This is a genomic window from Streptomyces sp. CB02058 (genome assembly GCF_001905505.1).
Taxonomy (GTDB): Bacteria; Actinomycetota; Actinomycetes; order Streptomycetales; family Streptomycetaceae; genus Streptomyces.
Genome location: NZ_LIPG01000004.1, coordinates 81693 through 107853, shown reverse-complemented (window position 1 = coordinate 107853; position 26161 = coordinate 81693). Strand labels below are relative to the sequence as shown.

Sequence of the window (26161 nt, the reverse complement as noted above, 5' to 3'; positions counted from 1 at the left end):
CCTATTGTGCGGGCATCTTCTTCTGGTCCGCGCGTTGTTCCACTCTCCCGGGCCGCCGCCCTCGTCGTATCTCCTGAGTGGCGGGCCCGTCGTCAGCTCATTCCCTCGCCCGAGACTTACCCGCGGCCTTCCCGGTCTTGACTCCTCACCTTTCCACCCTCAGGCCGACTCAAGGCCCTCGAGAAGCTCGCGATCGGCCGCTCACGCAACGTTCACCTGCCGGTCAGTCATCGAATGTGGCCATGTTCCTGCCAAAAGGGTGAGATCGCTCCATGGGAGACCACGGGCACGATCACACGCACGTACACGGCCATGACGGACACGACCACGGGCACGAGCGCGGTGCCCAAGGACAGCCGGGCGGGACCAGCCGCCGTGCGCTGCTCGGAGCTGCCGCGGGCGGCATGCTCTTCATGGCGGCTGCTCCGGGCAGCGCCCGGGCCGCGACCACCGGCACGGCAGCTACCGGAAGTTCCGCCGCGCAGGCGGCGGGCGGGGCGTCCCGGGCGTCGTTGATCACGCAGGGGACGACACTCGTCCACGCGGACCTGCACAACCACACGGCGATGTCGGACGGCGACGGGGACCCCGCTCTCGCCTTCGCCTCGATGCGCAGCGCCGGCCTCGACGTCGCCGCCCTCACCGACCACAGCGGGGTGTTCACCATCGGAGGTCTCAACTCCTCCGAGTGGAAGCGCACGGCGACGTTGGCGGACGCCGCCAACGTCCCCGGTGTCTACACCGCGATCCGCGGCTTCGAGTGGACGCACGCCCTGCTCGGCCACGCCAACGTGTGGTTCTCCGACTCCTATGTCGACATGTCGCTGGCGCCGGGCATGGGGGCGTTCTTCGACTGGCTGGATGACAAGGACGCGGTGGCCGGCTTCAACCATCCTGGGCGGGAGGAGCTGCGGTTCAACGAGTTCGGCCATCACGCGGCCGTGCACGACCGCATGGTCAGCCTGGAGATGTTCAACCGGACCGACGACTACCTCTTCGAGGGCTGGTCCTCCGGGATGAGCTCGCCGCTGGTGGCCTGTCTGAACGCCGGCTGGCGCACCGGCCTCACCGGTGTGACCGACGAGCACGGAACCGACTGGGGCATCCCCGAGGGCAAGGGCCGCAGCGGACTGTGGGTCACCGAGAACACCAGGGCGGGAGTCCTGGAGGCGATGCGCGCCCGGCGCTTCTTCGCGACCCGTGTCTCCGGCCTGCGCCTGGACGCCACGGCCGCTGGTGTCCGGATGGGGGGTCAGCTGCCCCTCACCTCCGGGGATGTACGCTTCCGGGTCGACCTGGACCGGGGCGCGGAGTGGACAGGCAAGCCGCTCGACATCCAGGTGCTGCGGCCCGGCAGCGCCGCGCCCGATGTCGTCGACGTCATCACGACGACGGCGGGCCGGATCAGCGAGTTCACCGTGCCGCTGGACACCGCTGACGGCAACTGGGTCGTCCTGCGTGTTTCCGACCCGGCTCAGGCCAACGGCTCACCGGGCCCGGCCGGGCACGCGTGCAACGACTGGGGGGTGGCGTACAGCAGTCCGTGGTGGCTCCAGGGCTGACCGGTCGCCCGCCGACGTCTGCCGCAGGCCGGCACGAATACGCCGGCCAACCGCACCACGAACAGGACCACCCACGGCACGCCCGGCACCACGCCGCTTCCGGAGATCGGGCCTGCCCCTCGCCCGGTTGATGCCGTGGAGCGGCTCCTTCGCCCGAATGAGGCGCCGCAAGGCCCGCCGCGGCCGCCAAGCAACGAAGCAAGGGTGTTGGTCAGACGATGCGCGGGACGGTCTCGTCGCGATCGGTGGACCAGTTGGTGACGATGGGCTTGTCCACGGTGGCCGTGTCGGGGAGTTCGAGCTCGGCGGGGTCGGGGTCGTCCTCCGTGGTGGCGATGATGACGTTCTCGAACTCCTTGCCGCCGTCGGTGTCCGTGGTCTTGGGGTTGATTCCGGTGTATGCGACGGCGGAGCCTGTGAGCTTGATGGGGTCTTCGCCGCCCTGTCCGACGGGGGAGGCGACGCCGTCGGCGCCGGAGCCGAAGGCGACGCTCGGGGTGTTGACGTCCAAGTAGCAGGTGATGCCGGACTTGGCCTTGGCGGTGACAAGGTAGTACCCGCCGGCCTGGGACTCCGCGGTGACGGTGAACTCCAGGTCGTTGGTACCGCAGGACTGCCCGTAACCGCTCTTGTCACCGCTGTCGCCGGAGCCGCTCTTGTCGTTGGAGCTGCTCGTGTCGGACCCGCCGGACTTGCCTCCGTTGCTCGTGGTGCCGCTGGTCGAGGGGGTGTCGCTGCCTCCGCCGGAAGAGGGGGCGGAGGCGGAGGGGGCAGCGGCGCTGCCGGTGTCCGTGGTGTCTTCCGGGCCGCAGGCGGTGGCGGTGACGGCGAGGGCTGCCACCGACGCGGCGGCCAGTACGAGACGGACGGAGCGAGCGGCGGGACGCGAGCGCATCATGATCTCCAGCGACTGTCGATTGCGGTACTTCCTGCTGACACCGACGACACTAGAGGCCAGACGATCTTGAAACGATCGCGCGCACGTCCGGGTTCTGTCTCAGTGAATCGGTTGTGGCGGCAGCCGCGCTCGAGTCGCCCCCGCGGCCGTTCCACGCCGTGCCTGGGGACAGGACAGCCCGGCTTCCAGCCCGGACCTGCGTGAACACCTGGTGGTCCGACGTCCTGGGCACTCGCGCGAGCCGGGCTGTCGGAGGCGGCTTGTACCCTGCACTCGTTCGACGAACGGATGATCAGGGGTACGGGCGGCGTCCAGGGGCGGGAGCGCGGGGGTTTCGATGAGCGACTCACATCCGGTACGAAGCCGTGGACCGGGCCTCTCGGCCGGTGCGCTCATCATGGCCGGCGTCGTCCTCGCCGCGATCGGGGCCGTCTGCGCCTGGCTCCAGGGCGACGCTCCCGGCCGGAGCGCGGAGCCGCGTACGGAGTTCACCGCGAGCAACCCCCCTGACGGTCTGCCCACCGCGCTCACCACCGGTCAGCACCTCCACTGGTCTCGCTGCACCTCGCCGTCCACCGCGCGCGCAGGCTACGACTGCGCTGCCATGAAGGCCCCCCTGGACTACCGGAAACCTGACGGCAGGACGATCGACGTCGCCCTGATCCGTCGCAGGGCCACCGGCCCGAACGCCCGGCGCATCGGCTCGCTCGTCCTCAACTTCGGCGGGCCGGGTGTGTCCGGCGTGAGCGGACTGCCCGAATACCTCAACCAGTACAAGCCCCTCCTCGACCGCTACGACCTGGTCTCCTTCGACCCGCGCGGAGTTGGCGCGACCATCCCCGTGCGCTGCGGGAAGACCGCGGACGACATCGGCTACGACGGGGCCGACGCCTGCGCGGAGCACTCCGGGGCGCTCCTCCCGCACATCGGCACCTCGCACACCGCGCGCGACCTCGATCTGATGCGCTACCTCCTCGGCGACGAGCGGCTGCACTACTTCGGCGTCTCCTACGGAACGGCGCTCGGCGCGGTCTACGCCCACCTGTACCCGTCGCACGTCGGACGGCTCGTCCTCGAAGCGCCCGTCGATCCGACCGAGGACCACGACGAGGGGCAGGTGTCGCAGGTCAAGGCGGTCCAGGCGGCGTTCGACCGGTTCGCTGCGCACTGCGCGGCCCGTATTCGTCGCTGCCCGACCGGCGACGGGCCCCAGGAGGCCGCGCGACGCATGGCGAGCCTGGCGAACCGACTGGAGGAGAAGCCCGCCCCGGCCGGCGGCGGAAGGAACCTCGACGCCGACGGCCTCTTGTACGCCGTGAGCGACCATCTCGACCTGGGCGCAGACGGCTGGTCGTCGCTCGCCAAGGCCCTCGGCGCGCTGATCGACCGAAACGACGGCCGTCCGCTGGGCAACGGCGCGGACGGCATCGGCTCCGCCGACCGCGCGGCGACACCGCGTGACAGCAGCCGCGCCGCCCAGATCGCGATCACCTGCGCGGACTCGAGTCTGCGCCCCGACTTCGAACGTCTCGACCGGGACGAGGCCCGCATCAAAGCCGCGTCACCTGTGTTCGGCGCGGCCTGGTCCGTCGGGGTCTACCTCTGTTACGGCTGGCCGTTCGACGGTGAGCGCGCCACGTTCGAGGTGAACGCCGACGGCGCGGCCCCCGTGCTGGTGGTCGGCGGCACCGGCGACGCGACGACCCCGTACCCCGGCGCCCGCCGTATGGCCCGCGCCCTGGGCGAGGGCGTAGGCGTGCTCCTGACGGCCGAGGAGGAGGGCCACGGTACATACCCGCAGAACCGTTGTGTCACGGAGAAGGTCGACGACTACCTCCGCACCGGCCGCACTCCGGCCGTGGGGGAGGTGTGCCGGGGCAGCATGTCATGAGGCCCTCGGGCCGCGGTGTTCGAGACGCAGATCCCGCTTTCGACGCAAGAGACACCTCCAGCTTCGGGGGCGTAAGCCGTCGGCGAACGTTCGCACGCGTCGGCCCGCTCATCACCCAGGAGCCTCACCGGCAGGAATCGGACCGCAGCCGGAGGGTTCTTGCGGCAGGGCGCCGTCGGCAGCGCCCGGTATGCAGTGCCTCGCGGTCCCAGAGGGCGCGCGGCTGCGTGTGCGGGTTCCCGTAATGCTCCAGTAGTGCTCGGCGATGTGGTCGGGATCGAAGTCGGTGCCGGGGGCGACCGGGCCATCCACGGTGACGCTCGCCGAAGCCGAGTTGAGCAGGCGGCTGTTGCGCTGCTATGAGCAACAAGCGGACCGGTGAAGCGGACCTGGGCTGCTGCCCGGGCTTTCGACTGCGGCTCGTCGGCATCTCGCGGCGCACGGGGCTGCCGCGTTGTGCGTACTCCGCCGTCGCGGCCGGTACGGGTCACGAGTCCGATGCCGCCAGGCCGTCAGCCTCGCCGACGAGCACCGGGGTGAAGCTGATCACTACGTTACAATGCCCTTTATGTCTGATATGCCAGATAGGGGTGGTGAGGGTTTCACTCCGCACGACCACGCCGCTTCAGCCGCGCTGTCCGGTGCACGCATCCTCCTCGGTGACCGCGACGAAGGCACGGCTGCCCGCATCGCCGAAACGCTGCGTTCGCACGGCGCGTCACACGTGCACTGTGTCGGCTCCGTAGCCGACTTCCTCAGCGCCGGGGCTGTGCCGCCCGCCCCGGTACGGCTCTGGGACGTGGCCGTGTGGGACACCGGGATCAGTGGTGACGACGCGTCCCTGACCGCACTGCTCGACCAGTGGCGCACGGGAGTTCCCGGCGCTCCGGTCGTGGTGTCCGACGAGGCGCCCAGTACGCGCCGGGCGATGGCCGCCCTTCGCGGCCGGGCCGCCGACATGGTCGAGCGGGGCGACCCGGACGGCCTCGTCGCAGCCGTGGCCAGAGTCCTTGAGAACAGGGCCGATCCGCTGAGAGTCGAGGGTGCACGTCAGGCGGGGCCTCGGATGCTGGTGGTCGGCGCCCACCCGGACGATGTCGAGATCGGGGCCGGGGGCATCATCCACCGCCGGGCGCACGGCGGGTGGGGCATCACCATCCTGACCCTGTCGGGCGGCGCCAACGGCGGTGACCCGGACCGCCGACGCGAGGAGGCCCATCGAGCCGCCGAGGTGCTCGGCGCGCACCTCATCATGGAAAACCTTCCCGACGGCTCCATCAGCGACGACAGTGCCACCGTCAGGACCATCGAACGCGCGGTTGCCGAGGTCGACCCGGACGTCGTCCTGGTGCACTCCGAGAGCGACACCCACCAGGACCACCGGGCGGTCCATCGGGCCACGCTCGTGGCGTCGCGTCAGGTTGCCCGCCTGGCCTGCTACCAGTCGCCGTCGGCCACCGTCGCCTATCAGCCGAATCGTTTCGTCGAACTGAGCGAGGCCGACCTGGAGGCGAAACTCTCCGCGATCGGCGCGCACAACTCCCAGGCAGCGAGCCGCTGGTACCTCGAGGAGGAGCTCCTGCGCTCCACCGCCCGCTACTGGGGCCGCTTCTCCCGAACCCGCTACGCCGAACCTCTGGAGCTCGTCCATGACAACACGCCCCTGGGTTACTACCCCGCCGACCACGCCTGACCTCGTCCGCGGCGGCTCCCCTTTCGCGCCCGACCTGGCCGCGCCCCTGGGCCGCCCGCCGAGGGTCCTGGTCACGGGCGCCGGCGGTCCGTCGGGGGTGTGCTTCCTGCGCGGTCTGGAGGGTGTCGCCGAGCGGTACGCGGCAGACCTCGATCCCAACGGCGCCGGCCTCTACCTCGTCCCCCGCGCCTATCGGATGCTGCTGCCGCCGGGCGACGCACCGCAGTTCGCCGAGGCTGTGCTGCGCCTGTGCGAACGCCACGACATCGACGTCCTGATCCCCACCGTGGACGTCGAGTTGGTGGCCCTGTCCCGCGCCGCCACCGACTTCGCCGCAGCGGGCGTGCAGCTGCTGGTGTCCCCTGCGGAGGCGTTGGAGAACTGCCTCGACAAGTGGCGGCTCGCCGAGGCGTGCAACGGGGCTGTACGGCTGCCGGCCACCCGGGTCCTCGGCCCGTCGGGCGGAGGAGCCCCCGACGGCGAGGCCACGGACTTCGAGGGCGGGTTCCCCGCCATCGTCAAGCCCCGCAGCGGGTCCGGCTCGCGTGGCATCATCCTCGTCAAGGACCCGTCGGACCTTGCCGCGCTCCCGCACGACGGTTCCTGTCTGCTGCAGGAACTGCTGCCTGGCACCGAGTACTCCGTCGACGTTCTCACCGACGCCACCGGCCGGGTCGTCGCAGCTGTCCCCCGTTCCCGCGACAAGACCGACTCCGGTGTCATCGTCGCCGGCCGTGTCCTGCGCGCCCCGGAGCTCTCCGATCTCGCCAAGGACACCGTGCACACCCTGGGGCTACGCGGGATTCTCAACGTGCAGGTACGCCAGGACAGGTCCGGAAAGCCCGCGCTCCTGGAGGTGAACCCGCGTCCGCCGGGCGGGCTTTCCCTGACCGTGGCCTCCGGGGTGGACATGCCGAAGTGGGCGGTCGCCGGCCTCCTGGGCACCGAGCTGCCCGAGTGCATCGAGCACTACGAGACGGCGGTGGTCCGCCACTGGCAGGACATCGTCCTGAGCCCCCGCGAACTGGGTGACATGGGCGACAGCACCGAGTCCGGCCTCCCCGGCACGGGAGCGCCGGCGTGAGGGGTGAAGCCGGCCCCCTGGGCACGGACCTGCACACGCACACGGACTTCTCCGACGGCCGCGACCCCCTCGACCAGGTCGTGGCTGCCGCGGAGACCGCCGGGCTGCACACCCTGGTCCTCACCGACCACGTCCGCGCGGACACCACCTATCTCCCGGCGTACGTGGCCGCCGTGCGCGCCGCGCGCGCCACGACCTCCGTACGCCTGGTGTGCGGTGTCGAGGCCAAGATCCTGGATACCGATGGCCGTATCGACCTGCCGGAGGACCTCACGGGAGTCGAGCACATCGCCCTTGCCGACCACCGTTTCCCGCTCCCCGACGGGCCCGCACACCCAGGCACCGTGCGGGCGCTGGTCGACGAGGGAAAGCTCACCTCCTCCGAGGCCCTGCGCCTCCTCGTGCAGGCAACCGCGCGGGCGGTGACCCGCATCCCGCCGGGCCGCGGCGCGCACCTGGCGCACCTGTTCAGCGTGCTGCCCAAGTCCGGGCTCGACGAGGACGACGTCGACGAGGTTCTCCTCGCCCCCCTCGCGGTCGCGTGCCGTGAGCACGGCATCGCGGTCGAACTCAACGAGAAGTGGCGCTGCCCGTCCGTCCGGACAGCCACCCTGCTGAGCCGCGCGGGAGTGACTCTGGCTGCGGGCAGCGATGCGCACCGGGCCGACGCCGTCGGTCTCTTCCCCTGGGTGTCCCAGGCGCTGGCCGAGGCCGGGCGCGGATCCGGCGCCCTGATGCGAAGGAATCCGGAGGAGCCGTGCACGCCCTGAACGACATCCTGCACGTCGTCGCCACCGTGATCGTGTTCCTCGGCGCGGTGCCGTTGGTGGTCGCCGTGATCCAGTTCCTCCTCGTCGGCTTCCAGCGATTCAGGTACCTGTACGAGACCGCAGGGGACGCCCCGTTCCCGCTGCCGCGCACGGCGATCCTCATCCCGGCCTGGAACGAGGCACCGGTCCTCACCGCCTCCGTCGAAGGACTTCTCGCCCTGAACTATCCGCGTGACCGGCTCCGCGTCGTCGTCATCGACGACGCCAGCACGGACGAGACCCCCCAGGTGCTGCGCGCACTGACGGCCCGCTACCCGGGCAGCGTGGAACACCTGCGGCGCGAGAACGGCGGCCAGGGCAAGGCCCACACCCTCAACCACGGCCTGGCCCACGTACTGGGCGACGACTGGGCCGAGGCCGTCCTCATCATGGACGCCGACGTCGTCTTCGACTCCGATGCCCTGTGGCGCATGACCCGGCACCTGGCCGAACCGAACGTGGGCGCCGTGACCGCGTACATCAAGGAAGGCAGTGGAAAGCAGGGCAACTACCTCACCCGCTACATCGCCTTCGAGTACATCACCGCGCAGGCCGCCGCCCGCCGGGCGCACAACGTGCTGGGCGTCGTCGCCTGCCTGGCCGGCGGCGCCCAACTGCACAGACGCACCAGCCTGGAGGCCATCGGCGGACGAATCGACACCAGCACCCTCGCCGAGGACACCGTCACCACCTTCGAGACCCAGCTCGCCGGACGCCGCGTCGTCTTCGACGGCTACGCCACCGTGTTCGCCGAGGAGCCGGGCGACCTGGCGAGCCTGTGGAAGCAGCGGGTGCGCTGGGCCCGGGGCAACCTCCAGGTCACCCACCGCTACCGGCACGTGTGGTTCCGTCCGCGCGCCCGGCGCGACCAGCACAGGCTGGGCTCCACCCTCTTCGGCCTGATCTGGTTCTCGCTGCTCGCGACGCCGTTTCTCCTGGTCGCCTGCTCCGCGTCGCTGCTCTTCCTCTACTTCACCGACTCCGACAGGGCATGGGCGCTGTTCCACCTGCTATGGGTCGTCAACCTCGTCTGCTACCTCCTGATCGTCCTCATGTCGGCGGTGGTCGACCCGGCGACGTTCCGCCGATGCTGGTTCGAGGCGCTGATCTACCCCGGTCTGGTGTCGACCTGCATCCTGGTGATCACCGCGCTGCCGGACGTCTTCCTGCCCCTGCTCGACGACGCGGGGATCCTGCCGGGGGACGGCTCCACCCCCGTCCTGATGATCATCATTTACGTGTGGCTCGCGCTGTCCATCCCCATCGCGTGGATCGCCAAGCTGTTGACCGGCACCCGCCTGCGGCCGCTCGCCCCCGTCCTGCTGACCCTGGTCGGCTACGGATCCCTGCTCACCGCCTCTCTGGTCGCCTCCTTCGTCCTCCAGGCGCGCAATGCCGACATGACATGGGACAAGACCAAGAAGACCGGGAAGGTGAGGGCAGGACGATGACCGTGCGAAGCGGAGACCCGAGTGACGGAACCGGCACGCCCGCGGACGGCGGGAGCCCGGCGGCCACGGATCTCCAGGCGCTGAGGGAACGGGTCGAGGAGCTCACCGCCGACGACCGCCGTCGCGACCGGCGCCTCCTTTGGCAGCAAGCGGCGGTGGTGCTGCTCATCGCGGCGGCCCTGGTGGCCCGCGCACTCTGGCTGGCCTGAACGCTTCCCCGGCACGAGCCGTCAGCGCAGGACGAACGGGCCTGGCCCCGCGCGTCGCGAGCGCGAACCAGGCCGTTGGCGCCGCGAGCCGGTCGTGCAGCCTCGTCGGGAGTCGACGCGGATGCGTCCGGCCCGGTGAGTCATGGCGACCCGTGTCGGCGTGAGGTGGCGCTCGCCCCGTGTCACCTGCCGCTGTAGACGGGGAAGGCGCTGTGCTCGCCGTAGTCCACATCGCGCAGGCTGCGCAGGGCGTCCATGTCGGCGCCGGAGATCTCGAAGTCGACCTCGGCGTTGGAGCGCATGTGCTCGGGGTTGGCCGTCTTGGGCAGGGACACCGTCTCGAGCTGCAGGGTGTAGCGGATGCAGAGCTGGGGGACGGACACGCCGTACTTCTCGGCCATCGCCCGGACTTCGGCGTTCTTCAGGATCGCGCCGTGCGCGATCGGCGAGTACGCCTCGACGAGGATCTGCTCGGCCTCGCAGTAGCCGAGGAGCTCCGAGGGGGTGTTGCCGGCGTGGACGAGCAGCTGGTTCACGTGCGGCACGGTGGTCGCCCCCTGGAGCAGGCTCTCCAGGTCCTGCTGCTCGAAATTGGACACCCCGATGGAGCGGATCCTGCCGGCCCGGTGGGCCTCTTCGAGCGCGCGCCAGGCCGCGCGGTTGCCCTCGGCGTAGTCGCCGCCGCGGAAGTCGTCCCACGGCTGCGGGCTGTGGATGAGCATCAGGTCGATGTACTCGAGGCCGAGCTTGTGGAGTGACTCGTCGATCGAGGCGACCGCTTGTTCGTAGTCCTTGATCTCGGCTGCGAGTTTCGTCGACACGAACAGCTCGTCGCGGGCCACCGCGGCGGTGCGCACGCCTTCGCCGACGCCGCGCTCGTTGCCGTAGGCCTGCGCGGTGTCGATGTTGCGGTAGCCGATCTCCACGGCCGCGCGGACCGCCTCGGCCGCCTTGTCGTCGTCGATGAACCAGGTGCCCAGCCCCAGCTTGGGGATCGCGACGCCGTTGGACAGGGTGTAGGTCTCGTCCAGGATGGTCATGCGTTCGTTCCGTTCTTCGGTAGCGCCCCGTACACCTCGTCGGTGACGGGCTCGAGCCATTCATTGCTGACGCCTTCGCCCGGGGTGATGAAGGCGACGTGCGAGAACCATGAGTCGGCCTTCGCGCCGTGCCAGTGCTTCGTGCCCGCCGGGACGCGGATCACCGCTCCGGGCTCCATGCTGATGGGGTCATCGCCCTCGGCCTGGAACCAGCCGCTGCCGGCCGTGCACAGCAGGATCTGGTCACCACCTCCGTCCGTGCCATGGTGAATGTGCCAGTTGTTGCGGCAACCCGGCTCGAAGGACACGTTGCTGACCGGAACACCTCCCGAGGTGAGCAGGGCCAGATAGCTCTGGCCGATGAAGTACTGCGCATAGGCGTCGTTCTTCTCCCCGAGCGGAAAAATCTGTTCGAATTCGTTGCCGGTCATCCTGTTCCTTCCTGGGTTCCATGCGCCCCGCTGATCGTGCGGGGCCAGTTCGCTCCTCGGGCCTGGGATCAGGCGGAGCGCTCGCCCGAGATCTTCTTCAGCATGCGGCGTTGTTCACCCTCGGCCACCCGGAGCCGACAGGCATCCCGGATCCCGCACGCAGGTGACCGCCGCCGGACCCGGGCCGCATCCGCTGCCACGATTGAGGAAACCGCAGATCAGAGACGCGTGGAAGGCACTGCTGTTACACGTACTGACAGGGTCCCCCAGTTGTGCCTGGTTCCTCACGGCCTGGACAGCCTGGGTAGGGCCCACGCCCGTCGACCGGCGCCCCACTTCTCCGCGTGCCGACTCGCACCGGCGGCTGGATGGATGCCTACGCCGAACGGCGTCGAGAACTGGCGTAGCCGCTCCGTGCGAGGTTGCCTGGACGGACGGCACCGCGCCTTCCCGGTCCGCCCAGGGGCGATGCGTCGTGTGGTTTCCTTCACCAGCGACTTTGGAGTTCTCCATGGCCTCCGGCACAGTGCGCCGCACTGCCGGCCCTCGCCTGCGCCGGCCGGCGGCGTGGGGACTGCTCCGGTGAACGGCTCCATCGGTGGCGACTGTGAGCACGTACTGCACGAGTTCATCGCGGAGGTGCACGCGACGGCCCCGACGAATCTGCCCACGCTCATCAATCGTCACGCGGTGCGACTGGGGCTGGGGCATGTCGACGTCTACCTGGTGGACCTGCAGCAACGGCAGCTGACCTCGTTGTCCGGGGAAGGCCGGCTGCCGGTGGACGGGTCGACGGCCGGCTGGGCGTTCCGAGCCGCGGCATTGCGTGTGGAGAACACCGATGCCGGAATCCTCACGGTCTGGCTCCCGCTCGTCGACGGGGTGGAGCGGCTGGGGGTGGTCGGCATTCATGTGGCGACGCTGAACAGCATCCTCCTGCGACGATGCGTCACCCTGGTGTCGGTCCTCGCAATGGCTGTCACATCCAAGCGGGCGTACAGCGACCGTCTCGTGCAGCAGGCGCGAACGGGGACGATGACCTTGCCCGCCGAGATGCTGCGGGCTCTGCTCCCGCCCCGGACCATCGGCGACGACCGGGCCATCTCCACCGCCGTACTCGAACCTGCCTACGAGCTCGGCGGGGATGCCTTCGACCACGCCCTGACGGAGTCGACGCTGCACGCCGTGATCCTCGACGCGATGGGCCACAACCTCGCGTCCGGGCTGACCACTGCGATCGCGATGGCGGGATGCAGGAGCGCGCGGCGCAAGGGTTCCGGGCTGGGCGAGCTGGTCAGGACGGTCGACGAGGCGCTCGCCGAATGGCTGCCGGAGCAGTTCTGTACAGGGATCGTCATGCAACTGGACCTGGCCAGCGGTGTTCTGAGCTGGGTCAACGGTGGCCACCCGCCACCCCTGCTCATCCGCGACCACCAGGTTCTGGAGAGCGCGCTCGAACACCCGGGGGAGCCCCCGATGGGGACGCCGGGAATCCTCGGAGGGCCCTCGCGCACCGTGCGGGAGGCTGCGCTGCAACCCGGGGATCGCGTCATCCTCTACACCGACGGTGTGACCGAAGCGCGGTTGGCCAGCGGGTCGCAGTTCGGTCTGGCCGGTTTCACCGCATCCATCATCCGCGCCACCGCAGCCGGTGAACTGGCCTCGGAGGCTCTCCGCCAGCTCATCCACTCGATCCTTGCGCACCAGAACGACCAGCTGAAGGACGACGCCACCATCCTCATGATCGAGTGGCGTCAGCCGCACGCCGGGTGACGCCACCCGGGGGCGGACCCGTGCGCCGACGACGCGTTGCGCGCATGCTGCCGGTCGCGCCCGCCGTGCGTCGCGAGCAGGATCAAGAAGCCGCGGGACGGCAGGTTCCGGCTCGACATCTGTCACGCGGCGTTGCCGAGTGCCGGCGAACGCTTGTGTTCCACCGACCATCAGCCTCGTGACCTGGAACGCAATTCTTGTCGCGCGGCCAGGGCGGCCGTCCGTCTGCTGCGACAGGACGGCCTGATCGAAGACAGGGTTCCTCGCCCCCCATGGACCTCACCGCCACAGTTCAACACCGACAGGTGACCGAACCGGCGCTGCCGCCCGGGACGAAGCCCGGCTCGCCTGAGCGGGAATCACGGTGCACGCCCTCTGACGGGCAGGCCGGCGGCCCGTGCAGGGTGGGCCGCCGGCTGGTCCGACAGTTCGCCGCCCGTCGTTCAGGAGGCGATGGCCATGTCGAAGATGTGGACGTTCCTGTTGGACGGCAGCACCACGAAATCGACCTGCTTGGTCGCGTCCAGCGGAACCGAGTGCGCGAAGACCCGGTAGGCGATGCCCGCGTTCCCGTAACCGTCCGGCCGGTTGCGGCCGTCCGCGGAGGCCACCAGAGTCGCCCCGTGGGCGTCGGCCGGGTCGAAGGACCAATTGGGGAAGCCGAACGAACCGCGGCTGCTGGTGCCGTCGGTGTAGTACACCGAGGCCGTGCCGGTGGCCCCGCTGGTGACGCCCGAGCCGAGGAGGACCAGCTTGCTGCCCCTGCCGTTCAGGGTGATCGCCTGACCGGTGCCGGAGACGTTGTCCTTGGTGCCGGGGGCCACGTCCGGCCAGGTCAGTTCGGCGCCCAGCGCCTCGACCCGGCCGCCCGGGACCAGCCCGGCGGCGGCCAGCTTCTGTGCGGAGAAGCTGTTGCCCTCGCCGTCGTAGTCGCCCGGCTCGGTGTCGCCCTCATCGGTGACGCCCACGTTGTTGTAGGCGGCTGCGAGGTTCGCGAGCGGGGCGCCGTTCGTCTCGGTGCGCGTGGCGGTCGCCGAACCCGTGCCGTCACCCCCGGTGTAGGTGGCCGTGGCGGTGAAGGTACGCAGAGCGAATCCGTCGCGCTTCTCGGGCACCTGTATCCGGAACTCCGCGGCGGCGTCGGCACCCACCCCGAATGTGCCGGGGACGCTGACGACGGCCGGCTGGACGGCCCAGCCGACCGGTCCTGCGAAAGCCACCTTCAGCGACCGCATCCGCTGTGGCCCGGCGTTCTTGACGGTCACCTTCACGCTCGAGATGGCCGGGCCGTCGAGGTCGACGGACGAGACCGACACCTCGGTGCGTGGGGCAGGGGACCCGGGCGGAGGTTCGGCACCGGCCGCGAGGGGTGATGAGGCGATCATGACCAGCGCTGCCACCGCTGTGGTCCCCAGGAATCTGAGCGGTCTGATGGTTCTCACGGGCTGCTCCTTCTGTCGGTCGGCCGGGGCGGGAGCTCAGGCGACGGGGGGCATGTTCGTCTCACGGGAGTCCAGGCCCAGGCGCAGATTCACCCAGGAGCCGCGGGTGAAGTCGGGGACCTGTACCGGGCGTCCGCCCGCAGCGAGGGACTTGACGCTCAGCGGCACGGGCGAGCACCAGGCCGCCGAGTCGTAGACGTCGATGTCGGGCACGAGACCTGCGCGCATCAGCTGAACGGTGCGCCACTGCAGTACGTAGTCCATGCCGCCGTGGCCGCCGTTGTTCGCCGCGTCGTCGCCGATCTTCTTCCACAACCAGTGGTCGAACTCCTTGCGGTAGGAGTCGAAGTCGCGCCAGGCGTGTCCGCTGTGGTCCGGCTCGACGTAGATCCGTCCTCCGGTCGACGACGATCCCGCGTAGTCCTCGAAGATCCCGCGGCTGCCGGCCAGGCTGTTGATCCTGCTGTAGGGCCGGGGCGAGCTGACGTCGTGCTCGGCCCTGATGACGCGGCCCTTGGCGGTGTCGATCAGACAGGTGACCAGGTCACCGTTGACATAGGTCTCCTTCCATGAGGGATGGGACCTGTCGATGAACCGCTCCCGGTAGTCCGCGAGGCCCTTCGGCTCGGTGGCGGTGGCCCGCAGCACGGTCATGCGGTCCCCGCGGTTGATGTCCATCGCGGCGGCGATCGGGGCCAGCCCGTGCATGGCGTAGAAGGACGCGGTGCTCCGCGTGTGCCACATGCGTCGCCAGGAATCGGTGTAGTACGTGTCGGAGAACAGCAGTTCCCGCAGGTCGTGCAGATACCCGCCGTGACCGTTGGTGACATCGCCGAACAGCCCTTCGTGGGCCATCTTCAGCATCGCCAGCTCGTTGCGGCCGTACGAGCAGTTCTCCGAGAGCATCAGATGCCGCCGGGTGCGCTCGGAGGTGTCGACGAGGTCCCACAACTCTTCGATCTCGGTGGCCACGGGGAGTTCGACGAGGACATGCTTGCCCGCCAGCAGTGCGTCCCTGCCCTGCCGGTAGTGGAACTCCCAGGGCGTGGCTATGTAGACGAGGTCGATGTCGTCGCGCTCCAGCATCTTCGCGTACGCGTCACCGGAACCGCCGTACTCGGCCGGGCGGGGCTTTCCCAGAGCGACAAGACGGTCCGCCAGCGCCTTCGCACGGCTCTCACGTATGTCGCAGACGGCGGTGACCCGGCAGCCTGGCACGACGGCCCAGCCCTCGCCCATGCCGCTACCGCGGTTGCCGATGCCGATCACGCCGACACGGACGGTTTTGTGGACGTCGAAGGGGACGTCGGTCATCGGTCGCTGGCCTTTGCCGCGACGGGGCGAGGGGACGGGCAGCGGAGCACCGGGCGCAGCGGGCTGCGCCCGGGCGGAACCGGCGCCGAGCGCCACCGTGCCGCCGGCCAGGGCCCCTCCTAGGAGTAGACGGCGTGAGACTGCGGGGATTTCGGGCATGCAGGAGCTCCTTCGATCCGCGACCGGGCATCACTGGCGAGGACGACTTTGATGGAATGGGCGCAGTCATGTCAATAGATGCTCGAAGTGGCATGCTTTCAAGCAGAAATGAACAAGTGAGTGGAGTGCCGGAGCCTCGAAGCGCCTGCGGCATGGGATCTCCGGCCAGGCCGGCGAGCACGCGACCGTGACCGAACGAGCCAAGGCGCGCCGTCGATGCCCTCCTTGCCATGAGGGCCTGCCCCTCCCTGGCATTCATGGGCGAGGGCTTCGAGGCCCTCGGTCCTGTGCGGTCGGACCAGCGAAGACCGGAGCCACGGCGCCGTCACGGGCCGCAGTTCGGTGCGGGTGCGGGTGCGGGTGCGGGTGCGGGTGCGGGCTCGGGCGCATGGTGCCCGGTGATCGTGGCGCCCTCGGCCCAGGGACGTGTCGATGCCGTGCTCGTGCCTGTCGCGTGCGCCGCGCAGTCCTGTACGCGATGAGTGCGGGTCGCCTGCCACGGGAGGAGGCCGACGGCTCACCACCGGGCCCTGGCAGACTGCAGAGCATGAGCTCCATGATGCCCGCCCGCGTCCTTCTGCTGGTGACCAGCGGAACAGCATGCCTGGCCACCGCAGCAAGCGCGCTGGTGGGCCTCTTCGTCGAAGGCCCGCTCACTGCCCTGATCCTGGGCATCGGCACGGCGACCGGGAGCACTGTCGCGGCCTTCCTCGTGCGGCGGCGGGCCATGGCAGCCCACGCGCGTGCGAGGGCGGCAGTGATGGCACACGGGTATGCCGAGGGCATCGCCCAGTACGTCCTGCTGATCGTCTGCAACTATGAAGCCGCGGTCTTCCCCCGGAGCGGCCCCCACGGCGTCACCCCCGAGGAACGTGCTGCCCGCCGCGCCGACGCCTACAAGATCGCCGCCGAGGAGGAAGTCCCGCACCCGGTGCGGGAGGCCGCGGCCGACGTTCTGGCCGCCCTCGACGACGGCGACCGCAGCCGCTCCGCCGCTGCTCAGGCCGCGCTCATCATCGCCGTACACGCACACGCCAAGCAGCTTGTTCCGCTGCCCCCGGGACGCTGAGGGCTGTCCGTACGCCGCCGGCCACGTGCCTCGCCCGCACGGGCAGCTCAGCGTCCTTGCCGCCCCACGTCAGTTCGGTACCAGCACGATCCAGACCTGGCCGGTTGCGAACGTCATCGGCTCGCCGTCCCTGGTGGTGAAGCCGGTCGCCGACTCGGCGGTGTTCCGCTCCCATGCCACGTCGTACGACTTGCCGTCACGCAGGACTGCCGCCGAGCCGGACCCCACGGTCGCGCTGAAGGGCGAGGTGTTGCCCCCTCGGTCCCGGAAGCGCGAGTCCTGCACGTCCACGTTCTGCAGAACCACTGTGGCTGCCGCGAGCCGGTCCCCGGAGGCCGTACGGGCAGGGGCGCCGTCCATGCTCACCAGCCACTGATCCCCGTCCGGGGACCAGGTGAAGGTGAACCGCGCCGACGGGTAGGACACGGTGCGCCCGCTGACGGGTGTGCCGCCCGAGGGGGGTGCGGCGAAGCGGAGCCCGAGGTCCTCGGCCGCGTTCACCCCGGTGCCGGCGTGGGGGATGTCCCCTGGGCGCAGGTAGAGATTGTGCGGTGCGGCGCGGTCTGCGCTGCGGAAATAGGCCTGCGGTGCTTTTGACGGCGGCAGTGCGTCCAGAGGGGCCGCTTCGATCGACGGCCGAAGGGCGGACTGGGCGCCCGAGTACGCGAGCGTGGGCTTGTCGAACTGCCGGAGAAGCTCCAGATCGGTTTCCCGAGCGCTGCGTACCGGGCCGATGACGGACGGCACGTCGGAGGAGTAGGCGGCGAGTATGCGGCTGAGGCCTGCCTCCACCTGCTCCACGTAGACGATGTCGGCCTCCTCGAGCCCGGTCGGCGGCCGGGCCGCGGCTACGTTGTCGATCTTCACGGCGAGGACGTCGGCGCGTGGTGCGGATGCCGAAGGGGGACTTGTCTCCCCTCCGCCCGAGCTGCCGCAGGCCGCGGTGATGACGAGGGTGAGTACGGCGAGTGCGGCGGCGGCCGATCTCTTCGTTCCGGAGGTAGGCATGGCGGCCGCCCCCTTCCGAGCCGGCTCGGCGGAACGGCCCCGGCTCACGTGTGCTGCGGCGGTGACTTTCCCGTCAATCATCACGCAGAAGACCGGTCGGAGCGCCTCAGGCGCGGCACCGCCGGCCTCATCCGAGCAGTCGCCCGACGGGCACCTGCCACCGCGATGTGCTGTTCATCGGCCGATGCTGTCCAGTTCGGCCACGTTCTCGTCCGAGAGGGAGAGACCGGCGCCTGCGATGTTCTCGCGCAGGTGGGCTGTGGACGAAGTGCCGGGGATGAGGAGGATGTTCGGCGACCGCTGCATCAGCCAGGCCAGCGCGACCGACATGGGCGTCGTGCTCAGACGGTCCGCGACCCGTGAGAGGGCCTCGGACTGCAGTGGCGTGAAGCCTCCCAGGGGGAAGAACGGCACGTAGGCGATGCCGTGGGCGGCGAGATGATCCACGAGGTCGTCGTCGTGGCGGTGGGCGAGGTTGTACAGGTTCTGCACGCACACGATCGGGGCGATGCTTCGCGCCTCGGAGACCTGCTCGCCGGTGACATTGCTGACGCCGAGGTGGCGGATCAGTCCTTCTTGCTGGAGTTCGACGAGCGTCTCGAATGCTTCGGCGATCGAGCCGGGCCGGGGCCCCTGAGCGTCGCCCATGCGCATGTTGACCAGGTCGAGGGTGTCGACGCCGAGGGATTCGAGGTTTTCATGGACCTGCTTGCGCAGGTCCTCGGGGCGCCGCGCCGTGGGCCAGCCGCCCTGCGCGTCGCGGGTCGCACCCACCTTGGTGGCGACGAACAGCGGCGCCGGGTAGGGGTGCAGCGCTTCGCGGATCAGCTCGTTCGTGATGCGCGGTCCGTAGGCTTCGCTGGTGTCGATGTGGGTGATCCCAAGGCCGGCTGCTTCGCGCAGCACGGCCAGGGCGCCGTCGTGATCGGCGGGCGGTCCCATGACCCACGGCCCGGCGAGCTGCATCGCGCCGTAGCCGAACCGGGTGACGGACGAGTCGCCCAGCGTCCAGGATCCGCCGGGAAGAGGTGTGGAGGTCGTGTTCATCGTGGTGCCTTTCACTTCATGCACGGGGTGGTGTTTCCAGCCCCCTTGCATCAGTGTTGGAGAGGAACTTCCCGTCGGGAAGTAGGCACTCTGAAGTGCGTAACAACCCAAGGCGAAAGGCGGAGATCCGTGACGATGTCGAAGGCCGACCGGAAGGCGCAGGCCAAGGCGGAGTACAACGCGTTCCTGGCGGTCTGCCCCAGTCGTCAGCTCCTCGGCCGGATCTCGGACAAGTGGGTCGTCCTGATCCTGTGTGCGCTGGGCGGTGACACGCCCGAAAAGTCCGGCGCAGCGCACGCTCCGAAGATGATGCGCTACTCCGAACTGGCCCGGCTGCTGGTTGGCGTGAGCCAGAAGATGTTGACCCAGACGCTACGGGCTCTCGAACGCGACGGGTTGCTCATCCGCACCGTGACACCCACGGTCCCCGTCACCGTCACCTACGAGCTGACAGACCTCGGCCTCTCACTCCACCACCTGACCCGCGGGCTCAGACATTGGGCCCAGACCCACATGGAACAAGTCCTCGCCGAGCGCGAGAACCACGACGCACGCGCTTCCTAGCGCGCAGCCGCTTCTGGCCCACGCGCCTCTCCGGCACCAAGCCGTCGGAATGCGGGCACTGACCGGAACCTGGCGGAGTGGCTGACGTGCTGTGCCGGTACGGACGTCATCTCCGGTGCCGTCGTGGCGACTTCAGGCGTCTCCCATGACCAGGCCCTCGATGGTGTGCTTCTGCGTCAGGGGCGTCAGTTCGTCCACGACGGGGCAGCCGAGGTGCCGGCGCACCCGGGCGGGCAGCCCGTCCCAGTAGGCGCGGGTGACTGCGGTGTCGTGGCGGTCGCTGTTGTTCGCCTCCGGCCCGTCCACGCCGAGGACCAGGACGGGGCGGGCCGCGGGGGAGTGGTTGGTCGTCCCGCGATGGATCGTCAAGGCGGTCCGGGCCGAGATGTCGCCGCGCCGGGGATACTTGCGGACCGCTCGCTCCTGGTAGCGGGAGTAATGCGACTTGGGCGGGAACATGCCGTGCTCGAACTCGGGACCGTCGTCCCACTGGGTGCCCAGCGCGATCTCGAACGGCCCCATGTCCTCGGCCGTGTCGACGGTGGTCACGTTGAAGGCGAGCGAGGTGAGGCGCCGTTCGCGACGGGTTTCGTCGGGGACGGGGAAGTCGCGGTGCCACGGCTGATTGACGGCGCCTGCCAGCGGGACGTCGAATCCGAGCTCGACGATGCGGTAGTCCGGCCCCAGTGTCGCGGCACAGAGGGAGCGCACCCAGGGGTGCTCCACCAGCTCCGTGAACCCCCTGATCTGCTCGGGGTGGATCTCGACGTAGAACCGGTTGGGGCCACGTCCGACAGCGCCCCCGGGGCGGCCCATGGCTTCCTCGAACGCCGTGTTCACGTCCTCGCCCAGCCGATCCGCCCACGCCTCGGTGAAGGCGCCCTTGCGTGCGGTGATGCCGTCCCTGTACAGGGCTTCCACGTCCGGGGACACGTCGACGTCCAGTTCGCTCACGTCGATGCCCGGGAAAGTCTGCACGCTCATGTCGCGTCTCCTTGCGCAGTGATGACCGCGACCATGCTGCAACGTGGAATGCGACGTTGCAATACCTCCTCCGAGATTCTGGTGCCGGTGATCGTCGCGTGGGAGGATGGGCCCGTGAGTAGCCGTCTGAAGGACGTCGCCGCCCTCGCCGGGGTGTCGACACGCACTGTTTCCAACGTCGTCAGTGGCACGGGGGCCGTGGCCGAGGAGACGCGTGCGCGAGTTCAGTCGGCCCTGGACGAGCTGGGGTACCGTCCGAACGTCGCCGCCCGGAACCTCCGTGCCGGCCGTACCGGGCTGATCGGCCTGGCCATTCCCGAGCTCCATTCGCCCTACTTCGGCGAGCTCGCCGGAATGATCGTCGAAGCCGCCCAGCAGCGCTCGTGGACCGTCGTCATCGATCAGACCTTCGGAGACCGGGAGGCCGAGAGAAGGCTGCTGGAGGGAACCGGCGGTCGTCTGGTCGACGGCCTCATCATCAGCCCGTGGGCCCTCGGCCCTGAGGAACTGACGGGCCGTTCCCGGGACGTGCCGGTCGTGCTGCTCGGCGAGCAACAGGCCCACGGGGTCGCGGACCGTGTCGCCGTCGACAACGTCCTCGCCGCCGACGAAGCCACGACGCACCTGCTGTCGACCGGACGCCGGCGCGTCGCCGCGATCGGCGTGCAGCCCCACCTGCGCAACGAGACCGCGCGGCAACGGCTGTCCGGCTACCGGCAGGCGTTGCGGCGCGCCGGGCTGCGGCCCGAGCCCGCTCTGGAACGGTCCGTGACGACCCTGCACCGCAAGGACGGCGCGGAGGCGATGTCCACCCTCCTGGACAGTGACGAGCGGCCCGACGCCGTCTTCGCGTTCAGCGACGAACTCGCTCTGGGCGCGCTTCATGTCGCCGTCGAGCGAGGTGTGCGGGTCCCGGAGGACCTCGCCGTGGTGGGGTTCGACGGGATCGAGGACGGGCAGTACGCCAATCCGCCCCTTACCACCGTGGTCCCGGACAAGCGGCAGATCGCCGAGCGCGCTCTGCAGTGCCTCGCCGACCGTATCTACAGTCCCGCCTCCACGGTCCCGCCCCTCGACATCGTCATCCCCCACCACCTCGACATCCGCGCCAGCAGCGGCCGGACGGGCTGAAGAGGAGAACGGGCCGCGCGCCTCCCGTCCGCGTCAGGTCGCCCTCGATCTCCGTACGGTGGTCGAGCAGGCGGCTGGGCCCGGCGGTCAGCGGCCCCGGGCCGCGATCCGGGCAGCAACCATGGAAAGGGGTACAGCCACGGCCCAGCTGTACATCGCAGCGATGGGTGAGAATCGCGCGATCCCCACGGAGAGCAGGAACACGACGGCCTGCGCCGGCAACGGCACGCGGCGCCAGGAAGTGCCGAGGGCGCGGCTGGCGCGCAGCTCCATCCCGTACAGCACGAGCGCGGTCGTGCCGATGACCGCCCCGTACAGGCCGGGGCCGAGGAAGCGGTCGCCGTAGTCCACGAGGACCTTCGTGGGAAACGGAATCGACGACAGGAGCAGCAGGAACGTGACGTTGAGCCAGAACAGGTACGAGTCGATCGGACCGACGACCCGCAACGCCGCGTGGTGGGCCCTCCAGAACAGTGCGATCACCACCGCGCTGAGCGCGAAGGCGCCCACCTGGGACTGTACGTCGTCCAGGGCCTGATGCAGCTGCTCCCCGTCGAGCCCTTCGGGCAGTCTGATGTCCAGCACGAGCAACGTCATGGCGATGGCCACCACTCCGTCGGTCAGGGCGAGCACCCTGTCCTTCGAAACGAGTTCCACCTCGGGTGGGACGATCTGCCGGCCCGCACTCTGATCCATGGGAACACTTCGTAGCACTCGCGCTCCACCGGCGGAGCCAACCGGACCCGTGTCGTCCCCAGCCGGTCGCCCGTCGGTCCTCCGCCCTCGTACGCCGTCGGAGAGCCGCTGCCGGCGAGGCCGAGTGCGGGGGACGAGGACGACGAAGCGTGGTGCCGGTCCACGCAGGCGGGCCTGGGCAGGCCCGAGCCGGCGCGGTCCGGCACCACGCGGTGGTGGCGACGACGCTGACGTGCGCGTGAGTCTGCCGGACCACGACCGTGGTGTCCGGCCCGCGGGTGCAGCGGTGCGGCGGGCCGGAGCACGGACGGAGGTCAGGCCGCGAGCGCCTCCTCGGCCGCGACGGGCCGGGACTCGGGGTCGTGCCGGCGCAGGGCGACCAGGACGAGTGCGCAGAGGGCGACGACCACGGCCGCGCCGATGTAGAGCTGCGTCGCGGAGGCGCCGGCGTCCTTGAGCATGCCTGCGACGGTCGGGGACAGGATGGCGCCGATGCGGCCCATCCCGAGAGCCCAGCCCATGCCGACGCTGCGCACGTTGGCCGGGTAGAGCGGCGGACCGACGGTGTACGCGCCGGCGATGCAGCCGTTGATCAGCGCGCCGACGACGACGCCGACGGCGAACCCGAGCCACAGGGTCGAGGTGCTCACGATGAAGACGATCATCATCGCGGCCGAGAGCAGGGAGAACCCGATCAGCACCACCCGCGGCGTGCGCACCCGGGCGACGACGCCGTAGAGCACGGAGCCGACCGTACCGCCGATCGAGATCGCCATTCCGGCGGTCACCGCCGCGCTCTCGGACAGGCCCTCCTCGACGAGCAGTGTCGGCGTCCAGCTGTTGACGAAGTAGAAGCCGAACATGATCGTGATGAAGGTGAGCCAGAGCAGGATCGTCGGGGCCAGCAGCTGCTTGATCCAGCCCGAGCCGGCCCGCTCGGCGGCGGGTCCGGTGGCGGTGGCCCGCTCGAGATCGGCGCCGGTGACGGGTTCCATGCGCATGCGGGCCAGGGTCCGGTTGATCCGCGCCGGCGCGTTGCCTGGACGCCGCTGTTCCAGGAACGCGACCGACTCGGGCAGGACGGCGGCGATCACGATCAGGGCGAGCAGCGTCCCGATGCCACCGGCGTAGAAGACGATCCGCCAGTCGCCGCCCACCACGGTCTTCGCGACCAGGCTCGCCGCCGTGGCGCCGATCCCGTAGCCCGCTGTGTAGATGCCGATGGCGAGACCGCGGTTCCTGGCGTTGGAGAACTCGCTGGCCATCACGTTGGTGCTGGCCAGGATGCCGCCCACACCGATGCCGGTGACGAGGCGGAAGAGGCTCATCACTGTCACCGACGGCGCCATCGCCGCGCCGAACATGCCGATCGTGCCGAGGACCAGGCTGACCAGGATCAGCGGCCGTCGGCCGATGAGGTCGGCGAAGGGCGCCAGCAGCATCGAGCCGATCGCCATTCCGATCAGGCCGACGGAGACCAGCAGCCCGAACTCCGACCCGCTGAGGCCGAACTCCTCGGTGACCGAGGGCCCGGTGAAGGCGACCGCCATGACGTCGAAGCCGTCGAGGCAGTTCATGAAGGTGCAGAGCGCGACGACCAGCCATTGGTAGCCGCTCATCGGTGCCTGCGAAATGCGTGCGGTGATGTTCATGGGTGTCCAGGTGGTGAGAGATCCGGGCGTTCGCGGGTGCCCGCCGGGTCAGGTCAGGCGGAGGGAGAGAACAGCGGGGGTGTCCGAGCCGCTGTCGGCTGCGGTCGCCCGGGAGACGCAGAGGCACAGCTTGTCCGAGCGTTCCTTCTGGGCCTCGCTCAGGAAGACATCGCGGTGGTCGACGGTGCCGGTGAAGTTCAGCACCTGCGCCAGGCACAGCCCGCACTCGCCCTTGCGGCAGTCCGACAGGGTCTCGACGCCCGCCGCGTCGAGGGCGTCGAGGATCGAGGCGCCGCGGGCGACGGTGACCTCGCGGCCGAGTTCGGGCAGACGGACGAGGAACTCCTCCGCCGGGTACCTGCCGCTGGAACCGAAGGTCTCGAAGCGCAGGTTGGTCGTGGGCAGGGCGTGCTCGGCCCAGCTCCGGGAGACGGCGTTCATGAGCCCGATCGGGCCGCACATGTAGAGCTCGGTTCCGGCGGCGGAGGGTGCCCGGGCTATCCCGGCGATCAGGTCGTCGACCGCCAGCGGGGTGCCCTCGTCGTCGACGTGGAGGCGGACCCGGTCACCGTGCTCACCGACGAGCTCGTCGGCGTACGCCATCACGGCGCGGCTGCGCCCGACGAGCCGCAGCTCGTAATCGGCTCCGCGCCGACGGAGTGCGGATGCCATCGCGACCAGCGCGGTGACGCCGATGCCGCCGGCGACGAGCACGTACCGGGAGGCGCCGACCGCGAGCGGGAAGTTCTGCAGCGGGCCCGTGACGGTGAGTTCGTCCCCGGCCCGGAGCCGGTGCATCGTCGCCGAACCCCCGGACGAGGTGGGGGAGAGCCGCACGCTGAGCGTCAGCCGCCGACCGCCGCCCTCCGAGCGGACCACCGAGTACGACCGCACGCGGCTCACTCCGTCTCCGGTGCCGTCCCCGGAGCCGATCCGGACGTCGAGGTGCGTGCCGGGCGCGGCGTGCTCGGGGTGCTCCGGCGTCAGGACGATGCGGCGTACGCCGTCGGCGACGTCGGAGACCTCGACGACCCGGGCCCGCTGCCAGCGGGTCTGTGTCTGCACCGCCATGTCAGGCCACCCGACCTGCGGCCGGCGCGGAGGAACTGCGTCCTTCGGCCGCGAGCATGCGGTCCAGGATCTGGCGCACCCACATGCCGCCGGCGTCGATGTTGAGGCTGTAGAACTCGTGCTCGGGATTGGCGTCGATGGCGCGCTGCTGGGCGCGCAGCATCTCCTCGTCCTCGCCGAAGACGCCGTGCACGGCCTGGCGGAGCTGGGTGGTGATCGTCTGGCTGTCCAGGCGGTAGTCGCGCATGAACGCCCAGAAGTAGTGGGCGGTGCGGTCGGTCTCGGGGGTGATCGTGTTCATCACGTACCCGTTCACCCCCTGGCTGCGGTCGCCTTCGGGTGCCCCGGTCCCCGCCTTCGCGACGCCGACGTCGATGCAGATGGTGCCGGGTGCCTCGAACGTGATGATCTGCCAGCGGTCGACCCTGCCGGAGAAGCCGGGGAACTTGTCCCGCATGTTCTTCAGCCAGAACGGTGGGGCGTCGATGTCGCGCATCCACCGGGCCACGGTGACCGTGTCGCCCTTGTGGGTCACGTCGAACTCGGCCTCGGACAGTTCCTCCTGGCCGATGCTCGACGAGTGGACGAACTCCTCATGGGTGAGGTCCATGAGGTTGTCGAGGATGAGCTGGTAGTTGCAGTCGGCGTGGATCGTCTCTCCGTCGCCGGCCCAGTCCGGGTGGTCCATCCGGTGCATGTCGGGCACCGTGGCCGGGTCGGCGAGGTCAGGATCGCCGACCCAGACCCAGACGTACCGGTACCGCTCGACGACGGGGAAGGACGGGACCACCGCGCTGGGGTTGATCGTCTCCTGCGCGGGCATCCCGGTGCAGCGGCCGGCCGCGTTGTAGCGCAGGCCGTGGTAGGGGCACTGCAACTCGTCGCCCAGGATCCTGCCCATCGACAGGGGCGCCAGCCGGTGCCAGCAGGCGTCGGCGAGGGCGACCGGGCGGCCCTCGGTGGTGCGCCACAGCGCCAGCGGGACGCCGGCGATCGTGCGGGCCAGCGGCTGCTTGCCGGAGACCTCGTGATCCCAAGCGGCCGCGTACCAGGCGTTGCGGGGGTAGTTGAAGATCTTCGCCGCCGCGGTGGAGGGCGGAGTGGTGACAGACATGAAAACTCCCTATGAAGAGAGGTATGTGTTACGCGGGCCACAAACTAACTATCGATATAGTGAGATGGC

23 protein-coding genes are annotated in these 26161 nt (G+C 69.9%); 11 read left to right on the top strand and 12 right to left on the bottom strand.

Features of this window, described 5'->3' with window-relative positions; genetic code table 11:
• Window positions 1–272 precede the first annotated feature (272 nt).
• The gene (locus AMK10_RS21090; RefSeq protein WP_073749457.1) at window positions 273–1562 is read left to right on the top strand and encodes a CehA/McbA family metallohydrolase; all 1290 of its coding nucleotides are present in this window, start codon (window positions 273–275) and stop codon (window positions 1560–1562) included.
• 211 nt (window positions 1563–1773) lie between these two features.
• Here AMK10_RS21090 and AMK10_RS21085 read toward each other — a convergent pair whose 3' ends face one another.
• The gene (locus AMK10_RS21085; protein ID WP_073750127.1) at window positions 1774–2457 is read right to left on the bottom strand and encodes a DUF4232 domain-containing protein; all 684 of its coding nucleotides are present in this window, start codon (window positions 2455–2457) and stop codon (window positions 1774–1776) included.
• 340 nt (window positions 2458–2797) lie between these two features.
• Between AMK10_RS21085 and AMK10_RS21080 the strand changes: the two genes are divergently transcribed.
• The 6 genes from AMK10_RS21080 (at window position 2798) to AMK10_RS21050 (ending at window position 9597) form a co-directional block, all read left to right on the top strand.
• The gene (locus tag AMK10_RS21080; RefSeq protein ID WP_073749456.1) at window positions 2798–4351 is read left to right on the top strand and encodes an alpha/beta hydrolase; all 1554 of its coding nucleotides are present in this window, start codon (window positions 2798–2800) and stop codon (window positions 4349–4351) included.
• 568 nt (window positions 4352–4919) lie between these two features.
• A complete protein-coding gene (locus tag AMK10_RS21070) occupies window positions 4920–6044 on the top strand; it encodes a PIG-L family deacetylase (RefSeq protein WP_158070891.1) in 1125 nt (374 codons plus the stop codon).
• Window positions 6001–7128: an ATP-grasp domain-containing protein gene (locus tag AMK10_RS21065; protein ID WP_079180812.1), complete on the top strand. Its 1128-nt coding sequence runs from the start codon at window positions 6001–6003 to the stop codon at window positions 7126–7128. The genes AMK10_RS21070 and AMK10_RS21065 overlap by 44 nt, the downstream gene beginning before the upstream one ends.
• On the top strand, window positions 7125–7898 hold the full coding sequence (locus tag AMK10_RS21060; RefSeq protein WP_073749454.1) for a PHP domain-containing protein: 774 nt from the start codon (window positions 7125–7127) through the stop codon (window positions 7896–7898). Before AMK10_RS21065 ends, AMK10_RS21060 begins: the two co-directional genes overlap by 4 nt.
• Entirely contained in the window at window positions 7886–9388 is a 1503-nt protein-coding gene (locus AMK10_RS21055; protein ID WP_073749453.1) for a glycosyltransferase, read from the top strand. The genes AMK10_RS21060 and AMK10_RS21055 overlap by 13 nt, the downstream gene beginning before the upstream one ends.
• Window positions 9385–9597: a hypothetical protein gene (locus AMK10_RS21050; RefSeq protein WP_073749452.1), complete on the top strand. Its 213-nt coding sequence runs from the start codon at window positions 9385–9387 to the stop codon at window positions 9595–9597. The genes AMK10_RS21055 and AMK10_RS21050 overlap by 4 nt, the downstream gene beginning before the upstream one ends.
• Window positions 9598–9779: 182 nt before the next feature.
• Here the strand turns inward: AMK10_RS21050 and AMK10_RS21045 are convergent, their stop codons facing one another.
• Complete coding sequence (locus tag AMK10_RS21045) at window positions 9780–10637, bottom strand: aldo/keto reductase (protein ID WP_073749451.1); 858 nt, start codon at window positions 10635–10637, stop codon at window positions 9780–9782.
• The gene (locus AMK10_RS21040; protein WP_073749450.1) at window positions 10634–11068 is read right to left on the bottom strand and encodes a cupin domain-containing protein; all 435 of its coding nucleotides are present in this window, start codon (window positions 11066–11068) and stop codon (window positions 10634–10636) included. Before AMK10_RS21040 ends, AMK10_RS21045 begins: the two co-directional genes overlap by 4 nt.
• A gap of 582 nt (window positions 11069–11650) precedes the next feature.
• On the opposite strand from AMK10_RS21040, the gene AMK10_RS21035 reads away from it, so the two are divergent.
• Window positions 11651–12841 carry a PP2C family protein-serine/threonine phosphatase gene (locus tag AMK10_RS21035; protein WP_073749449.1) on the top strand — a complete coding sequence of 397 codons (1191 nt, stop codon included), beginning with the start codon at window positions 11651–11653 and terminating at the stop codon, window positions 12839–12841.
• Window positions 12842–13284: 443 nt separating this feature from the next.
• Here the strand turns inward: AMK10_RS21035 and AMK10_RS21030 are convergent, their stop codons facing one another.
• A complete protein-coding gene (locus tag AMK10_RS21030; RefSeq protein WP_241839618.1) occupies window positions 13285–14283 on the bottom strand; it encodes an NEW3 domain-containing protein in 999 nt (332 codons plus the stop codon).
• Between the two features lie 36 nt (window positions 14284–14319).
• Window positions 14320–15756 carry a Gfo/Idh/MocA family protein gene (locus tag AMK10_RS21025; protein WP_073749448.1) on the bottom strand — a complete coding sequence of 479 codons (1437 nt, stop codon included), beginning with the start codon at window positions 15754–15756 and terminating at the stop codon, window positions 14320–14322.
• A gap of 547 nt (window positions 15757–16303) precedes the next feature.
• On the opposite strand from AMK10_RS21025, the gene AMK10_RS21020 reads away from it, so the two are divergent.
• Window positions 16304–16825, top strand: coding sequence for a hypothetical protein (locus tag AMK10_RS21020; RefSeq protein ID WP_073749447.1), 522 nt, complete (start codon window positions 16304–16306; stop codon window positions 16823–16825).
• Window positions 16826–16894: 69 nt separating this feature from the next.
• Here AMK10_RS21020 and AMK10_RS21015 read toward each other — a convergent pair whose 3' ends face one another.
• Both AMK10_RS21015 and AMK10_RS21010 read right to left on the bottom strand, forming a co-directional pair.
• Window positions 16895–17833, bottom strand: a complete 939-nt coding sequence (locus tag AMK10_RS21015) for a DUF3048 domain-containing protein (RefSeq protein WP_073749446.1) — start codon at window positions 17831–17833, stop codon at window positions 16895–16897.
• Window positions 17834–18007: 174 nt separating this feature from the next.
• Window positions 18008–18880 carry an aldo/keto reductase family oxidoreductase gene (locus AMK10_RS21010; protein WP_073749445.1) on the bottom strand — a complete coding sequence of 291 codons (873 nt, stop codon included), beginning with the start codon at window positions 18878–18880 and terminating at the stop codon, window positions 18008–18010.
• A gap of 135 nt (window positions 18881–19015) precedes the next feature.
• Here AMK10_RS21010 and AMK10_RS21005 point away from each other — a divergent pair, with 135 nt between their 5' ends.
• Window positions 19016–19444, top strand: coding sequence for a winged helix-turn-helix transcriptional regulator (locus AMK10_RS21005; RefSeq protein WP_073749444.1), 429 nt, complete (start codon window positions 19016–19018; stop codon window positions 19442–19444).
• 132 nt (window positions 19445–19576) lie between these two features.
• On the opposite strand, the gene AMK10_RS21000 is transcribed toward AMK10_RS21005, so the two are convergent.
• The gene (locus tag AMK10_RS21000; RefSeq protein WP_073749443.1) at window positions 19577–20428 is read right to left on the bottom strand and encodes a phytanoyl-CoA dioxygenase family protein; all 852 of its coding nucleotides are present in this window, start codon (window positions 20426–20428) and stop codon (window positions 19577–19579) included.
• 114 nt (window positions 20429–20542) lie between these two features.
• On the opposite strand from AMK10_RS21000, the gene AMK10_RS20995 reads away from it, so the two are divergent.
• Window positions 20543–21559: a LacI family DNA-binding transcriptional regulator gene (locus AMK10_RS20995; RefSeq protein ID WP_073750124.1), complete on the top strand. Its 1017-nt coding sequence runs from the start codon at window positions 20543–20545 to the stop codon at window positions 21557–21559.
• Window positions 21560–21646: 87 nt separating this feature from the next.
• Here AMK10_RS20995 and AMK10_RS20990 read toward each other — a convergent pair whose 3' ends face one another.
• The 4 genes from AMK10_RS20990 to AMK10_RS20975 form a co-directional block, all read right to left on the bottom strand.
• On the bottom strand, window positions 21647–22255 hold the full coding sequence (locus tag AMK10_RS20990; RefSeq protein WP_073749442.1) for a TMEM175 family protein: 609 nt from the start codon (window positions 22253–22255) through the stop codon (window positions 21647–21649).
• 314 nt (window positions 22256–22569) lie between these two features.
• Window positions 22570–23874: an MFS transporter gene (locus AMK10_RS20985; protein WP_198959760.1), complete on the bottom strand. Its 1305-nt coding sequence runs from the start codon at window positions 23872–23874 to the stop codon at window positions 22570–22572.
• Between the two features lie 81 nt (window positions 23875–23955).
• Entirely contained in the window at window positions 23956–24978 is a 1023-nt protein-coding gene (locus AMK10_RS20980; RefSeq protein WP_073749440.1) for a PDR/VanB family oxidoreductase, read from the bottom strand.
• A 1-nt stretch (window position 24979) separates the two neighbouring features.
• Window positions 24980–26092 carry an aromatic ring-hydroxylating dioxygenase subunit alpha gene (locus AMK10_RS20975; RefSeq protein WP_073749439.1) on the bottom strand — a complete coding sequence of 371 codons (1113 nt, stop codon included), beginning with the start codon at window positions 26090–26092 and terminating at the stop codon, window positions 24980–24982.
• Window positions 26093–26161 lie beyond the last annotated feature (69 nt).

Excerpts from the sequence above, each read along its gene's own strand:
- AMK10_RS21070 (WP_158070891.1), top strand. The coding sequence starts at position 4,920 with ATGTCTGATATGCCAGATAGGGGTGGTGAGGGTTTCACTCCGCACGAC.
- AMK10_RS20985 (WP_198959760.1), bottom strand. The coding sequence starts at position 23,874 with ATGAGCGGCTACCAATGGCTGGTCGTCGCGCTCTGCACCTTCATGAAC.
- AMK10_RS21090 (WP_073749457.1), top strand. The coding sequence starts at position 273 with ATGGGAGACCACGGGCACGATCACACGCACGTACACGGCCATGACGGA.
- AMK10_RS21020 (WP_073749447.1), top strand. The coding sequence starts at position 16,304 with ATGAGCTCCATGATGCCCGCCCGCGTCCTTCTGCTGGTGACCAGCGGA.
- AMK10_RS20990 (WP_073749442.1), bottom strand. The coding sequence starts at position 22,255 with ATGGATCAGAGTGCGGGCCGGCAGATCGTCCCACCCGAGGTGGAACTC.
- AMK10_RS21050 (WP_073749452.1), top strand. The coding sequence starts at position 9,385 with ATGACCGTGCGAAGCGGAGACCCGAGTGACGGAACCGGCACGCCCGCG.
- AMK10_RS20980 (WP_073749440.1), bottom strand. The coding sequence starts at position 24,978 with ATGGCGGTGCAGACACAGACCCGCTGGCAGCGGGCCCGGGTCGTCGAG.
- AMK10_RS21025 (WP_073749448.1), bottom strand. The coding sequence starts at position 15,756 with ATGCCCGAAATCCCCGCAGTCTCACGCCGTCTACTCCTAGGAGGGGCC.
- AMK10_RS20975 (WP_073749439.1), bottom strand. The coding sequence starts at position 26,092 with ATGTCTGTCACCACTCCGCCCTCCACCGCGGCGGCGAAGATCTTCAAC.
- AMK10_RS21015 (WP_073749446.1), bottom strand. The coding sequence starts at position 17,833 with ATGCCTACCTCCGGAACGAAGAGATCGGCCGCCGCCGCACTCGCCGTA.
- AMK10_RS21085 (WP_073750127.1), bottom strand. The coding sequence starts at position 2,457 with ATGCGCTCGCGTCCCGCCGCTCGCTCCGTCCGTCTCGTACTGGCCGCC.
- AMK10_RS21000 (WP_073749443.1), bottom strand. The coding sequence starts at position 20,428 with ATGAGCGTGCAGACTTTCCCGGGCATCGACGTGAGCGAACTGGACGTC.
- AMK10_RS21040 (WP_073749450.1), bottom strand. The coding sequence starts at position 11,068 with ATGACCGGCAACGAATTCGAACAGATTTTTCCGCTCGGGGAGAAGAAC.
- AMK10_RS21010 (WP_073749445.1), bottom strand. The coding sequence starts at position 18,880 with ATGAACACGACCTCCACACCTCTTCCCGGCGGATCCTGGACGCTGGGC.
- AMK10_RS21045 (WP_073749451.1), bottom strand. The coding sequence starts at position 10,637 with ATGACCATCCTGGACGAGACCTACACCCTGTCCAACGGCGTCGCGATC.
- AMK10_RS21065 (WP_079180812.1), top strand. The coding sequence starts at position 6,001 with ATGACAACACGCCCCTGGGTTACTACCCCGCCGACCACGCCTGACCTC.
- AMK10_RS21005 (WP_073749444.1), top strand. The coding sequence starts at position 19,016 with ATGTCGAAGGCCGACCGGAAGGCGCAGGCCAAGGCGGAGTACAACGCG.
- AMK10_RS21080 (WP_073749456.1), top strand. The coding sequence starts at position 2,798 with ATGAGCGACTCACATCCGGTACGAAGCCGTGGACCGGGCCTCTCGGCC.